The 13,413-nt window shown below is 62.1% G+C and carries 11 protein-coding genes; 4 read left to right on the top strand and 7 right to left on the bottom strand.

The features are described from left to right. Positions 1 to 5: 5 nt before the first annotated feature. Both V473_RS18305 and V473_RS18300 read right to left on the bottom strand, forming a co-directional pair. A complete protein-coding gene (locus V473_RS18305; protein ID WP_066608416.1) occupies positions 6 to 1,562 on the bottom strand; it encodes an acyl-CoA synthetase in 1,557 nt (518 codons plus the stop codon). A gap of 52 nt (positions 1,563 to 1,614) precedes the next feature. Next, on the bottom strand, positions 1,615 to 3,777 hold the full coding sequence (locus V473_RS18300) for a TonB-dependent receptor (RefSeq protein WP_082679208.1): 2,163 nt from the start codon (positions 3,775 to 3,777) through the stop codon (positions 1,615 to 1,617). Between the two features lie 141 nt (positions 3,778 to 3,918). On the opposite strand from V473_RS18300, the gene V473_RS18295 reads away from it, so the two are divergent. From V473_RS18295 to V473_RS18280, 4 genes are all read left to right on the top strand, one after another. Beyond that, positions 3,919 to 4,707 carry a FadR/GntR family transcriptional regulator gene (locus tag V473_RS18295; protein WP_066608409.1) on the top strand — a complete coding sequence of 263 codons (789 nt, stop codon included), beginning with the start codon at positions 3,919 to 3,921 and terminating at the stop codon, positions 4,705 to 4,707. Between the two features lie 73 nt (positions 4,708 to 4,780). Then, the gene (locus V473_RS18290) at positions 4,781 to 6,133 is read left to right on the top strand and encodes an MFS transporter (protein WP_082679207.1); all 1,353 of its coding nucleotides are present in this window, start codon (positions 4,781 to 4,783) and stop codon (positions 6,131 to 6,133) included. 84 nt (positions 6,134 to 6,217) lie between these two features. After that, a complete protein-coding gene (locus V473_RS18285; protein ID WP_066608403.1) occupies positions 6,218 to 7,051 on the top strand; it encodes an SDR family NAD(P)-dependent oxidoreductase in 834 nt (277 codons plus the stop codon). Positions 7,052 to 7,113: 62 nt separating this feature from the next. Next, complete coding sequence (locus V473_RS18280) at positions 7,114 to 7,908, top strand: enoyl-CoA hydratase/isomerase family protein (protein ID WP_066608401.1); 795 nt, start codon at positions 7,114 to 7,116, stop codon at positions 7,906 to 7,908. Positions 7,909 to 7,983: 75 nt separating this feature from the next. Here V473_RS18280 and V473_RS18275 read toward each other — a convergent pair whose 3' ends face one another. The 5 genes from V473_RS18275 to V473_RS18255 form a co-directional block, all read right to left on the bottom strand. Continuing rightward, the gene (locus V473_RS18275; protein WP_066608397.1) at positions 7,984 to 9,411 is read right to left on the bottom strand and encodes a carbohydrate porin; all 1,428 of its coding nucleotides are present in this window, start codon (positions 9,409 to 9,411) and stop codon (positions 7,984 to 7,986) included. A gap of 288 nt (positions 9,412 to 9,699) precedes the next feature. Continuing rightward, positions 9,700 to 10,443, bottom strand: coding sequence for an SDR family NAD(P)-dependent oxidoreductase (locus V473_RS18270; RefSeq protein ID WP_066608395.1), 744 nt, complete (start codon positions 10,441 to 10,443; stop codon positions 9,700 to 9,702). Continuing rightward, positions 10,440 to 11,753: an acyl-CoA dehydrogenase family protein gene (locus V473_RS18265; protein ID WP_066608392.1), complete on the bottom strand. Its 1,314-nt coding sequence runs from the start codon at positions 11,751 to 11,753 to the stop codon at positions 10,440 to 10,442. The genes V473_RS18270 and V473_RS18265 overlap by 4 nt, the downstream gene beginning before the upstream one ends. 32 nt (positions 11,754 to 11,785) lie before the next feature. Then, positions 11,786 to 12,853 carry a phosphotransferase family protein gene (locus V473_RS18260; protein WP_066608390.1) on the bottom strand — a complete coding sequence of 356 codons (1,068 nt, stop codon included), beginning with the start codon at positions 12,851 to 12,853 and terminating at the stop codon, positions 11,786 to 11,788. After that, positions 12,846 to 13,331, bottom strand: a complete 486-nt coding sequence (locus tag V473_RS18255; RefSeq protein ID WP_066608388.1) for a MarR family winged helix-turn-helix transcriptional regulator — start codon at positions 13,329 to 13,331, stop codon at positions 12,846 to 12,848. The genes V473_RS18260 and V473_RS18255 overlap by 8 nt, the downstream gene beginning before the upstream one ends. Positions 13,332 to 13,413 lie beyond the last annotated feature (82 nt).

Genomic DNA, 13,413 nt, shown 5'->3' with positions numbered 1-13,413 from the left:
CCGGATCAGGCGATGCGCTTGTCGCTCGCCTGCCAATATCGGTCGCGGATTTCGCGCTTGTACAGCTTGCCGGTTTCGTGCCGGGGCAGTTCGCGCGCGAAATCCACCGATCGCGGGCATTTGATCGCGCTCAACTGGCTGCGGCAATAGGCGATCAGCTCCTGCGCCAGCGCGTCGCCCGCCTCGTCCCAGTCGCGCGGTTGAACGACCGCCTTGACTGCCTCGCCCATCTCCGCGTCCGGCACGCCGATCACCGCGACATCGGCGACCTTGGGGTGAAAGCTCAGGATATTCTCCGCCTCCTGCGGGTAGATATTCACCCCGCCGGATATAATCATGAAGCTTTTGCGGTCGGTCAGGAACAGATAACCGTCGCTGTCGAGATAGCCCACATCGCCCAGTGTCGACCATGTGGGGTGCAGCGGATTGCGCGCGTCCGCCGTTTTTTGGGCATCGTTGAGATAGTGGAAGTCCCAACCGCCTTCGAAATATACCGTGCCCTGTTGCCCTGCGGGCACCTCTTTGCCGTCTTCGTCGCAAATATGGATGGTGCCCCAGTCCGCCTGTCCGACCGACCCTTTCTTGCGCAGCCATTCTTCCGACGTGATGAAGGTCGATCCATTGCCTTCCGACCCGCCATAATATTCATAAATGATCGGCCCCAGCCAGTCGATCATCGCCTGCTTGACATCGACCGGGCAGGGCGCGGCGGCATGGACCACATGGGTCAGCGACGACAGGTCATAGGTCAGCCGCTGCGCATCGGGCACGCGCAGCAGGCGCAGGAACATGGTCGGCACCATCTGGGTGGCGGTCACGCGATAGGTCTGGATCGCGTCCAGTGCAGCTTCCGGCGTGAATTTGCCCAGCATCACCACCGTGCCGCCCAGCCGCTGGACCGCGGTCGAAAAGGCGAGGGGGGCCGTGTGATAGATCGGCGCGGGGCTGAGAAACACGCTATGGGTGCCCGTACCATAGCGACCCTTCTGCCGGTCGGCGAGCATATGCGGCTCGGTCGCCGGGCCGCCGGTCAGCGGCAGGCGGATGCCCTTGGGCCGCCCGGTGGTGCCGGACGAATAGACCATGTGGAAACCCGCGCTTTCGTCGACGATAGGTTTGTCGGGGAAGGGCGCGATGGCGTCGTGCCACTGTACCAGTCCCGCCGCGTCGCGGTCGGCGGTCAGGATGGTCGCCAGTTTTGGGCATAAGGCCGGTTGCGACGCCAACAGCGCGTCCAGCGCCCCAATGCCCGCGTCCGCCACCAACAGCCGGGCCTCGCAGTCGTTGAGGATATAGGCTGTTTCCTCCGCCGTCAGCTTGGTCGAAATCGGCGTGATATAGAGGCCAGCGCGCTGCGCAGCCCAATATATCTCGAAATAGCGCAGCGTGTTGGGCAGCCAGATGGCGATCGTGTCGCCCGCGCCGATGCCCAGCGACCGGAAATAATGGGCGCCCCGGTTGCCGATCGCCTCCAGCGCGCCATAGGTCAGCGTCTCGCCGGTTTCGGCCAATATGGCGGCGGCTTTGGCAGGGTCTGCGGCGGCGTGAAGGCGCGGGTGCATCGTGGCTCCTTGGAAAACGCGCGCGCGCCCGGTCGGCGCGCGCGCGGGTTGGTCAGAATTTATAGCTGCCTGCGATCCCGTAGGAGGCAGGCTGCGCCCATGCGATCGCGTCGCGGGCGGAGCTTTCCGAGCGGGACAGAGCGAATTTCGCATTGGTCAGATTACGCCCCCACAGCGTCAGCCGGACCTGATCGTTCAGGGACCAGCTGATGTCCGCGTCCAGCGTGAAATAGGATGGCTGCTGGATCCGCTCCTGAAAGCTGTAGTTGATCTTGCTCGACCAATAGGGGCGCACGCCAAACGCCACCTCCCCGCCATTGTCGAGCGGAATGCGATAATTGGCCGCCGCGCTCAACGTCAGTTCGGGCGCGCGCAGCATCTGGTTGCCGCTGGCATCGACCAGGCTCTGCACATTGCCGCAGTTGCGATCCGGGCAGGGTGTTCCGTTCGAAAATGTGGGCGACGGTGTGAAGGCCGGTGCGCCAGGAAAGTTGGTGAATGCGGCATGGGTGTAGGAAATCGCCGCCCGAGCGTCGAAATTTGCCGCAGGACGCCAGGCGGCGTCCATCTCTAGGCCATAGACTTCCGCCTGCGCCGCGTTGAACAGGCGGGAAACGCCCGACGTATAATCATAGGCTGTGACCTGAATGTCCTTGTAATTGTAGAAATAGGCCGCCGCGTTGAAATCCAGTGTGCGACTGGCGCTTTTGAACCCGATTTCATAGGCGTCGATCTTCTCCGGGCGGACCGGAATGATTGATGGCGAGGAGATGTTGTAGAGGCCGCTCTTGAAGCCTTTGGAGAAGGTCGCATAGATGTTCGACCTGTCGCCGACATCGTAGCGCAAGCCGAAGCGGGGGGTCCAGCTGTTGAAGGTGGCGGACGTATCGACGGTAAAGGCCGCGCCGGGCACGCCGCGTTTGAAATGGCGCTTTTCGCTGCTGTAGCGCAGGCCCGCGATCACGGAAATCCTGCCCAGATCATAGGTGCCATCGGCAAAGCCGGAAATAGAATCGCTGGTGATGCGCGCCTTGTAGAAGGGGCGGCCATTGAGATTCCAGCTTTTCGATCCCGCCGCGTTCCAATAGTAGAACACGCCTACGACCCACGAAAAATCCTTGCCTGCCGGGGACGTGAAATTGATTTCCTGGCTGAAACTGTCGTTGAACTGGTCATAGGTCGCAAAGGATGCAGGCGCGTAGCTCGAATCCAGGTCGGTTTCGATATAGTCCACCTCGGTGCGATAGCCCGAAATCAGGTTCAGCGTCGCAAAGTCGAACTTGACTGATCCGTTAAGCGACACGGCGTCGGTATTGGTGTCGATCCGTGTCGGCAATTCCTGGCTGACATGCCGCCGATCGGTCGCGACAGGCAGGGCATTGGGGAAATTGCGGCCGACCGTATTGCCATTGAGCGAGGTATAGTTGAGGCCGGAAGGATCGTTGGTTTCGTTATGCGATCCCGACAGGACGAATTTCACGTCCTCGGTCGGTTCGAACAATAATTTGGATCGCAGGTCCAGGCTCGATTGCTCGCCGCGCAGCGCATCGGTGCGCAGGTCGCGCACGAAGCCGTCCGACGCGCGGTAATAGGCCGACATATCTATTGCCAATGTGTCGGTCAGGCCGGTGGTGAGATAGGCGCTCAGCTTATATTCGTTGAACCGGCCATAGCTGGCGTTGATCTGCCCTGACAGGTCATAACCCGGATCGCGCGTGGTGATCAGGATCGCGCCGCCGGTCGCATTGCGCCCGAACAACGTGCCCTGCGGGCCTTTCAGTATCTGTACCGATTCCAGATTGGCCAGGTCGAACATCGCGCCAGTCTGGCTGGCGACATAGACGCCGTCGACATAGATGGCGACGTTGGATTCTGCGCCGCCGCCCTGCACGCTGGCGCCTATGCCGCGCACCGTGGGTTGCAGATAGGCGCCGGTCTTGTTGATGATGACGCCAGGCGCCTGGCGCGTCAGGTCTTCCATGCCGTTGACGCCCGCGCGGGCCAGTTGCTCGCCGCTGATCGCCACGATCGATGCGGGGACGTCCACCAACCGTTCCTCGCGTCGCTGTGCGGTGACGACGATGTCGGTATAGATGTCACCCTGCTCAACCCTTGCCTGCTGGGCCGGGGTCTGTTGCGCCTGCGCGGACATGGCGGCCGTGATGGCGAACATTGAGGCCGCGCCAAGCGCAGCGCGATACACGCACTTCATCATCTCTCTCCCATTATGTCATCGTCTTTTTATGCCCCAGACAGACAATAGCGCTGCGCCATTGTCAAGCGGATAGGTTCAAAGCGTTAGCGATATTGATCTACGGACTGGCATTGCCCAGCGCCCTTTTCTAGAAGATCGGTCATGACCGCAGAAACCGTCCTCCTTCCCACACGCAACGTCGCGGACCAGATCGCCTCCACTCTCCGGGCGGAAATTGCCGCCGGCGTCTGGGCGATCGGGCAGATGTTGCCGGCCGAACATCAGTTGATGGAACGGTTTGGCGTATCGCGTCCTTCCTGCCGCGAAGCCTTGCGCATCTTGCAATCGGAAGGATTGCTGGAAATCCAGCGCGGCAACCGGGGCGGGGCGCGGGTCGTTCCGCCCGACCCCAGCCGCATAGCCCTGTTCGCGGGCGTATTCCTGCAAATGCGCAATGCGACCATCACCGAAGTGTTCGAAACGCGCATGACGATCGAACCCGCAGCGGTGCGCTCCTTCGCGCGCCATGGCAGCCGCGAAATACTCTCGCAGCTTGCGCAAAACGCCGCTTCGCAGCGTTTCATCATCCACGACCGCCCTACCTTCTACCGGCGAGGCCGTGATTTTCGCGAATTGCTCGTGCGCAATTGCGGCAGCGAGTCGCTGCGGCTGCTATGTCTGGTCATCGGCGAGATCGCCGACATGCAATTGTCCGTCCTGTCGCATGCCTTGCCGCATGATCCTGACCAGGAAAGCCGTTTCCTGACCGCGATCCGCATGAAGGAGGAGATGATCGCCCATGTAGAGGCGGGCGATGGCGATGCCGCCGCGCAGAGCTGGCACGGCTATCTGCGCTATTATCTCGACCGCCTGCATGAGATCACCCCTCCCGAAACCCGCACGATGAAGCCTTTTCCACTGGGCGAAAATGCCCAATCAGGCCCGCTTTGAATAAATCGCTTTCGGATTACGTCTAAATCGCTACCGTATAGAGGAACGGCCGCAAAGGTCGATACGGAGAGGCATGTCCATGAGCTATGCGGGGAATGTGCGGCGCGATGCGCCTGAACGGGATCTGGCGGACGACCGGGCCTTTCCGCCCCGCCTTGTCGCCTGGACCAGCACCATCATCCTGATGCTGCTCTTTGCGACCGCCTATCTCGATCGCCAGATCATTTCGCTGATGGTCAATCCGATCCGTACGGAATTTGGCGTTGGCGATTTCGAAATCAGCCTGCTCCAGGGTTTCGCCTTCGCCGTCCTCTATGCCCTGTGCGGCCTGCCGCTCGGCATGGCGGTGGACCGTTACCCACGCCGCTGGATCGTCATGGGCGGGGTGCTCATCTGGTCCTGCGCGGCGATGATGTCGGGTCTGGCCGAAAGCTATAATCAGATATTGGTCGCCCGCATATTCGTGGGGGCGGGGGAGGCGGCGCTGGCCCCGGCTGCCTATTCCATCCTGTCGGATCTGTTCCCCAAAAGGCGGCTGACCTTTGCGCTGGGCGTCTTCATGATCGGCGCGCTGTTGGGGGCGGAAGGATCACTGGCGATCGGCGGCTATATCCTGCATGTCGCCGCCGACGGCATCACCGTGCCGCTGCTCGGCCGCCTGGAGGCGTGGCGCTTCGCTTTCGTCGTCACCGCGCTGCCCGGCTTCGTCCTCGCCGCGCTGGCCATCTTCATTCATGAACCGGCGCGCGAACGACCGGCGGGCAGCGGGGCGGGATGGGGTGCGGTCTTGCGCTTCATGGCCAGCCGCAAAACCTTTTATTTCTGCCAGATAGTCGGCTTTTCGCTGGTCATGGCCCTTGTCTATGCCCGGCTTGCCTGGAACCCGACCTTCCTGATTCGCACCTATGGCTGGAGTGTGCAGCAGGCTGGCTATGCGTTGGGCGCTTTTGGCTTCGTCGCCGGCATCGCCGCATTGCTTTTGGGCGGGCGGATCGTCGATGGCATGTTTGCGCGGGGCCGTCTGGACGCGCATTTTCGCTATTATGTCGTGGGCGGAACGATATTGGGCCTGTTCGGCATAGCCACCTATCTGGCGCCCAGCCCGCTCCTTTTCTTCGTCGGATCGCTGTTCATCATCGTCCCGCTCAATATGGGCGCGATCGGCGCGTCCGCGGTGCAGGTGGCGACGCCGCCACATCTGCGCGGACGCATATCGGCGCTCTATCTGATGAGCGTCGCCCTGCTGGGCATGACATTGGGACCGGCGGTGGTGGGCTTCCTGACCCAGCATGTGTTCGTCAACGACGCCAGCATCGGCACGGCGCTCGCCTGGACCTACGGCATCCTTGGCCCGATCACCGCGCTGCTCTTTTTCGCGGGTCTTGGCCCGATGCGCGATGCGGTGGCGCGGGAGAGCGACTGGTAAGCGCGTGCGCAGCACCTTTCCCCCGACTTGACCTTCATGCGCCCATGGTCAAAACAGGAACCTGTTTATAAAATGGAGGCGAGGATGAAGATCGACGGTACGGTGGCGGTGACGGGCGCGGGCGGCGGCATCGGCCTTGGCATTGCAGCCGAGGCCGCCCGGCGCGGCTATGCGACCTTGGCGCTCATCTATGATGAAGCCCAGCACGCCGACGTGGAACGCGCGGTCGACGGCTTCCCCGGCAATGTGGCGATCCAATGCCTCGACATCACCCGACCCGGCGATTTCGCCTTCCCCGACGATCTTGACGTGCTGGTCAACAACGCCGGCATCCGCCTCAAGAATCTGCCGATCGAACATATCCCGCTCGACGAATGGCGTCTCTATTTCGACGTCAATTTCCTGGGCCATGTCACCATGACCCAGCGCGCGATCCCGATCATGCGCGCGCGTCACAAAGGGCTGATCTGCAACATCAATTCCGGTTCGCTCTATAGCCCCATGCCCTTCCTGGCGCCCTATCGCGCGACCAAGGGGGCGATGATGGCGTTCACCGAAACCTTGCGTGCGGAGGTGGAGCAGTTCGGCATCGGCGTCCTGGAAATCCTGCCCGGCGCGGTCAAGACCGGGATCAACAAGGAATCGGTGACGGTCCGCATCGCCCATGCGGTCGAATATCCCGAATATGCCGCGATGGCGCAGCGTCAGCGTGAGCTGTTTTCAGGGGATTTCACCATCTGGTCGATCGAGGACGCCGCCCGCTTCATCGTCGATGCGATGGAGGATAATAAGGGCCGGATGCGCCACGGCAGCGATCCGCAAAGCGACGCCATGGCCATGTCCGGCTGGCGGCCTGACGGCGGCGAGGAACAGATCGCCCGGTTCATCGCCATGATCGATCCCAGCAAACAGGTTTAGCGCGCATCGCGTGAAACCGGACCATTACAGCGTGACAAAAGACAGTGATGAGAGGAGCCTGCATGAGCGTATATGAGGACATCAGCCTGACCGTCGCCGACCGCATCGGCACGCTGACGCTCAATCGCCCGGAAAAGGGCAATACGCTGCGGGCGCGGACGATGGAGGAAATCTGCATCGGCATGGACGCCCTTGTCGCCGATCCGGCGGTGTCGGTCATCGTTCTGGCGGCGGCGGGCAAGCATTTCTGCGCCGGGGCGGATTTCTCCTTCCTCGACGAATTGACCCGCACCCCCGCGCCGCAGATCAAGGCGCAGATCTACGCCCATTTTCAGGGTGCGGCCAAACGGCTCTATCACTGCCCCAAACCCACCGTCGCGCTGGTGCAAGGGGCTGCCGTTACGGTCGGATGCGAACTCTCGCTCGCCTGCGATTTCCGCGTGGTGGCCGACAATGGCTTCTTTCAGGAAAGCTGGATCAAGCTGGGCATCATGCCGCCGCTGGGCGGCGTTTTCCTGCTGCCGCGCATCGTCGGCCTTGGCCGCGCGGCGCAGATCGTGCTGCGCGGCCTGCCGGTCAAGGCGCAGGAGGCCGAACGGATCGGCCTGGCGTCCGAACTCGCGCCGGTCGATGCGCTGGCCGATCGCGGGCGCGAACTGGCGCTGGAACTCGCGGCTATCGCCCCGCTCGCCTATGCGCAGGTGAAGGAAGCGCTGCATCGCGGGCTGGAAACTTCGATGGAGGCCGAATGGTCCACCAACGTCCTCAATCAGGCGATCCTGCTGGGCACCGATGATTTCAAGGAAGGGCTGGACGCAGTAAAGACCAGACGCGCGCCTTTGTTCACGGGCAAATGATCCGCGTCGCCCGCGCCTTCACCGGCCGGTGGCGTCACCGGCTGGCAAAGGCGGAGCGCGCAAGCCGATCCGTTTCTAAAAGGCCAGATAGAGCGAAGCCGACCCCAACAGCACATCCTTGTAACCCGGCAGGAATGTCGGATTGACCACATATTGCAGCGCTGGGGCGATCCGAATACCCGGACCAAGATGCACCGCATATGCGCCCGATATGCCCACCTGATGCCGTGCGGTGTCGATCCCGCGCAGGGCATAGGACTGGTGCAGGTCTTCGCTGAACCTGTTGTAACTGACCGTCAGGTTGAACGAATCCGTTGGCCTCGCATCGAATGGTCCAACATAATAAGCGCGTATTTCAGCCGCTTCGCTGAACGAACTGACCGACTTGCGCGCCGCGCTGTAACTGGCGCCCAGATAAAGCCCCCGAAAGAATAATTGGTCGTCCGGGCGGGTCGCCTGAAAATCGATCAGCGCATAATAGGAATAATTATGATCGCGGCCCCCCAGGAAACGGTCATAATCCGATGTGTTATAAAGATAGCCGGCCCGCGCCCAGAAACTGCGCTGTGTCGGCGATGCCGGACGCCGGATGCCCACTTCGCCGATATACAGGGCTTTGGCATTATCCTGGTCCCAATCCAGGCCGATGCCGTTGGTGCGTATCTCCTCTGCAATGCCAAGCGGGTTGAGCGATCGCTGCACCCCGCCCAGCACGTAAAAGCCCTTCTTGCCGTTGATCTGGACGTTGATGCCCGGCGTGGTCGCCGGTTCTGCGCTCAGGCCCGCCTGTACCGGCAGCAACGATACCAGTCCCGTCGTCAATGTCGGGTTGCCTCCGGTGATGAGGCCCGCGAAATGCAGGTAATTCTGCAGGAAGCCGGCTTTCACCTCCACCGTGCGGTTGGCAAATCCATGATAGAGCGAGAGGGTCTTGAACGTGATCGAATTGCGACCGTTCGGGTCGAAACTGGTCACCGAATAGCCGCCGCCGACCGTCAGCATTGTGTCGCCCAGACCTATATCGTCCAGCTTCTTGGTGACGTAGATATTGAGCGCATTGTTGCGCAGCGTGAATGTCTGCCCATTATAGACCTGCGGATCGCTGGGCATCCCGGTGGCTGTCAGGTGCGTCTGAACACCCGTGGCCGATTGCACTTCGATGCCGATACCCCGGTCGGCCAGCGCATCGCGAATTCCGCCGCCGTCTCCCACGATCGTATCGATGATGCCTGGAAACTGCGTCGTCAGCATCGGTTCGCGCAGCGCGTCGAAGCGCGCATAATCCTTGGGGTTGCGCTTCATCGGCTTGCCGGGCGGGGCGAGCGAGGATGCGCCGGGCAGGGTGGGGGACGCTGGCATTTCCTCCGCGCCCGCCTGCGCCGCATTGTCGGGGACGTTCGGGCCTTGCCGCTCCACCTGCGCGGCAGCGGTCCCAGACCATGACAGGCCGCATATCAGCGCGAGCGCGCCAAGCGACACATTGGAAAAGACTATTCGCTTCATCTTAGACAAGGGCAATGCGCACTCTCCGACCCAAAAACAGGAACCTATTTATATAAGTTCGCGCGTAATGGAGGCGCAGGCGGGGCGCTAGTCCGTCGATAGGCTGTCGATCGCCTTTTCACCGGGTTTTTGCAGAAATTTGCGATGGGTCGCGCAATTTTGCGACGAAAGGACGCATGGTTCGCCATACCATTGGGCCAACTATCTGACAAAACGGGGAGAAAACGAATCAGGATCGGCGGCTTGGCCATGCGCCGCGCCACCGATCATCACCAGTGGGCGTCCATTCTACCAGGTTCCGCCGTCCACCCGCAACAGCGTGCCTGTGGTATAGCTGGACGCCGGACTGGCAAGATACAGCGCCGACGTCACCACTTCTTCCGGCCGCCCCGGCCGCCCCAGCGCATTGGGCGCCGTCTCGCGCGCTTCCGGTGTCCAGGCATTGGCGATATCGGTCAGGAATGGCCCGGCCGATAATGTATTGACCCGCACCTTGGGCGCATATTCATGCGCCATCGACAGCGTCATCGCGTTGAGCGCGGCCTTGGACGATCCATAGGGAATGATCGCGGGCAGGGGCATGATCCCGCCGGTCGACGACACGTTGATGATGGTCCCGCCATCCCCGTCAAACATGCGCTTGGCGATCTGGCTCGCCAGTCGGAACGGCCCCTTGAAATTCAGATTGAGCACGCTGTCGAACAGCTTTTCCGTTACTTCATGGCTGGGGGCGGCAGGGCTCATGCCCGCATTGTTGACCAATATGTCGATCTTGCCGAACTGCGCATAGGCCGCCGCGATCAGGGCGTCGATGTCGTCCCATCGCCCGCAATGCGCGGCATGGGCCATCGCCCTGCGCCCCTTGGCCCGCACCAGCGCGGCGACGTCCTCGCACGCTTCCAGCTTGCGACTGGCAATGATGACGTCCGCCCCATGATCGGCAAAGGCCAGCACCATTTCCCGCCCCAGCCCTCGACTGCCGCCCGTGACCAGCGCCACCTTGCCGCCCAGGTCGAACAACGGATCGCTCATAGCGCCGGCTCCATCGCGGGATCAGCCAGGATGGCGGCATATTTCGCCCGCACCGCAGCCAGTCGATCGGGAATATGCTCGCTGGGAAACAGCCCGTCGGACGGCGACGCATTGCGGGTATAGGCCTTGGCCACCTGTACCTTGTGCACTTCGGTCGGGCCGTCGGCCAGCGCCAGGCTGGGCAGGCTCATCCACATCGCCGACAGCACGGTTTCGTTGGTGACGCCATAGCTGCCGTGAATCTGGATCGCGCGCTGGACCACGTCATGATAGATTTTGGCCATCTGCACCTTGCACATGGCGATCAGCGTGCGGGCCGCGCCATGCGGCTGGTTGTCGATCACCCAGGCGGTTTTGAGCACCAGCATCCGAAACTGCTCTATCTCGATCGCGCTGTCGGCGATCATGCCCTGCACGAACTGATGGTCGGCCAGCAGCTTGCCCTGCGTGCGGCGCGACACGACGCGCTCCTGCATCATCTCGAACGCGCGCTGGCACCGCCCCACCGTGCGCATCGCATGATGCACCCGCCCGCCGCCCAACCGCGCCTGCGCGACCTTGAAACCTTCGCCCGGCGCGCCCAGCATTGCGTCGATCGGCACGCGCACCTGATTGTAATGGATGTAGCCATGGATGCCGTGGCTGTCGTCCAGCGGATCGTCGCCGATCGTGCCGACATTGCGGATGATCTCTATCCCCGGCGTTTCGGCGGGCACCACCAGCATCGACATGCGGCTGTGCGCGGGCGCATCGGGATCGGTGACGGCCATGACGATCAGGAAGGATGCATAGCGGGCGTTGGACGAAAACCATTTATAGCCCTCGATCACCCATTCGTCGCCATCGCGGGTGGCGCGACACGCAAATTCCTTGGGGTCGGCCCCCGCCTGCGGCTCTGTCATGGAAAAGGTCGATACGATGTCGCCGTCCAGCAGCGGCTGGAGATAGCGCGCCTTCTGTTCCGCTGTGCCGAACATCGCCAATATCTCGGCATTGCCGGTATCGGGCGCGGCGGTGCCGAATATGGTCGGCGCCCAATAGGATCGGCCGATAATCTCGTTCATATAGGCCAGCTTCATCTGGCCATAGCCCGCGCCACCCAGATGCGGGTCCAGATGGCACGCCCACAGCCCCTGCGCCTTCACCTGTTCCTGCAACGGCGCGATGATCGCGCGCGCCTGCGCATTGCCGGTGTCATAAGGGTCGCCATGATGGGGGAACAGCAGGTCGATCGGCTCGCACTCGGCCTTCACGAAATCGAGCATCCAGTCGAGCTTGGCCTGAAATGCGGGGTCTATGGTAAAATCCATGAAGGTTTCCTCTCGATTCTTATGGCGATGTGTCAGCCGATCCGGCGAATGAGGTCGGCCGCGTTGGCAAAGCTTTCGAGCACCAGACGGGAGAAGAAGGTGCCGGTTTCCTTGGACAGAATGCCGGCCTGCGACTGGGCGACCTTATATTCCAGGATGCATCCGCCCTTGAACATGGCCAGGATCGCATAATAGTCGAAATCGGCCATGTCGCGGCCCGTGCCCGCGGCATAATAGCGCGCCATTTCCTGTCGCGTCGGCCAGTTCTCGCTATTGTACAGCCGCTTCGTCGGCAGCAGGTCTGGCGCGCTTTCGTCGCGCATCGCATTGGTGAAGCTGGCCAGGTCGAGCAGCGGATCGCCGATAGTCGACAATTCCCAGTCGATCAGCGCGTTGAGGCGACACGGCGGCCCGTCTGCGAACAGCGCGTTGGGCGTGCCGACATCGCCATGGATGATCCCGGCCTGAAAGGTGGAAGGGATATTCGCGCGCAACCAGTCGCGCGTCAGTGTATAGCCGGGCAGGTCGCGGCCGGGATAATTGTAAAGCGCCTTGTAGCTGAGCAATTGTCCTTCCCAGCGGTCGACCTGCCGTTCCAGATAATTGTCCGGCTTGCCAAAGCCTTCCAGCCCGACCCCCTTGTAATCGACATTGGCCAAAGCCACCAGGCCATCGACCATCGCATAGGCGACGCCATATTCATAAGGCGGCTGGTCGAACGGCGCCTTGTGATAGATATGCTCGTCAATGATCGTCGCGGCCCATCCGTCGACCTTGTCCATCACATAGAAGGGCGCGCCGATCACGCCCGTATCGGCGCAACTGCCCCGGCAGATCGGGTGCGGCACCGGCGTCCCATTGAGCGCGGTCAGCACCCGCGCCTCGCGCATAACGCTTTTTTCGCTGCCCGGCGGCGCGACCACGGGTGGGCGGCGCAGCACCATCATCTCGCCGCCGCGCTCCAGCGACAGGATGACGTTACTGGTGCCGCCGTGGATTTTCCGCACCGTCAACGGCCCATTGCCCAGTTGCGGAATATGCGCGTCCAGCCATTCTGTCAGCCTGGGAATGTCGACCAGGTCGCTCAGATCGTCACGCATCTATCGTCTCCATGTCGTCGCGCTCAGCGATGGCGCGCAGATTTTCGGTGAGGGCCATGCGAATGGCGCGCAGGTCTGCGACCGCGCGCGCGATCAGTTCCGGGGCTATGCCCTGCGTCAATTGCGCGGCCAGGCGCAGCCCTTCGGCATCGTCGCCTTCGCGCATCGCGACACCCTGCGCCGTGGGGACCAGCAGGCGCGCGCGCTTATGATCGGGATTGTCGCGCCATTCCATCAATCCGCGCGCAGCCAGCGCGTCGGCGGCGCGCTGGATAACCTGGCGCGGATGGCCCAGCGCCCGGCCAATCTGCGGCACGGTCGACGGGCGCTGCGCATGGGTTACCGCGGTCAGCACGATGCTCTCCACCTCGGTCAGCCCATGGGCCGTGCGGATTGAACGAAAGGCAAGGTCGGTGCGCCCGCGGGATCGGGCGATTTCGTCGACCAGTTCGATAAAGATTGCGGCGGCAGTCATCATGGAACATCAATTCCATTATGGAACATGAGTGTCAATATAATATTTTGCAGCATGGGCGCAGCGGCATCCCAAAACAGGAATA

This window comes from Sphingobium cupriresistens LL01 (assembly GCF_001046645.1).
GTDB lineage: Bacteria > Pseudomonadota > Alphaproteobacteria > Sphingomonadales > Sphingomonadaceae > Sphingobium > Sphingobium cupriresistens.
The sequence above is the reverse complement of the archived record's forward strand: the minus strand, read 5'-3'. Positions and strand labels throughout refer to the sequence as shown.

What these genes read in the sequence shown, in the direction of transcription:
- V473_RS18260 (WP_066608390.1), bottom strand. Translation starts at nt 12,853, where the DNA reads ATGCGTGACGATCTGAGCGACCTGGTCGACATTCCCAGGCTGACAGAA.
- V473_RS18270 (WP_066608395.1), bottom strand. Translation starts at nt 10,443, where the DNA reads ATGAGCGATCCGTTGTTCGACCTGGGCGGCAAGGTGGCGCTGGTCACG.
- V473_RS18295 (WP_066608409.1), top strand. Translation starts at nt 3,919, where the DNA reads ATGACCGCAGAAACCGTCCTCCTTCCCACACGCAACGTCGCGGACCAG.
- V473_RS18255 (WP_066608388.1), bottom strand. Translation starts at nt 13,331, where the DNA reads ATGATGACTGCCGCCGCAATCTTTATCGAACTGGTCGACGAAATCGCC.
- V473_RS18290 (WP_082679207.1), top strand. Translation starts at nt 4,781, where the DNA reads ATGTCCATGAGCTATGCGGGGAATGTGCGGCGCGATGCGCCTGAACGG.
- V473_RS18305 (WP_066608416.1), bottom strand. Translation starts at nt 1,562, where the DNA reads ATGCACCCGCGCCTTCACGCCGCCGCAGACCCTGCCAAAGCCGCCGCC.
- V473_RS18265 (WP_066608392.1), bottom strand. Translation starts at nt 11,753, where the DNA reads ATGGATTTTACCATAGACCCCGCATTTCAGGCCAAGCTCGACTGGATG.
- V473_RS18275 (WP_066608397.1), bottom strand. Translation starts at nt 9,411, where the DNA reads ATGAAGCGAATAGTCTTTTCCAATGTGTCGCTTGGCGCGCTCGCGCTG.
- V473_RS18300 (WP_082679208.1), bottom strand. Translation starts at nt 3,777, where the DNA reads ATGATGAAGTGCGTGTATCGCGCTGCGCTTGGCGCGGCCTCAATGTTC.
- V473_RS18280 (WP_066608401.1), top strand. Translation starts at nt 7,114, where the DNA reads ATGAGCGTATATGAGGACATCAGCCTGACCGTCGCCGACCGCATCGGC.
- V473_RS18285 (WP_066608403.1), top strand. Translation starts at nt 6,218, where the DNA reads ATGAAGATCGACGGTACGGTGGCGGTGACGGGCGCGGGCGGCGGCATC.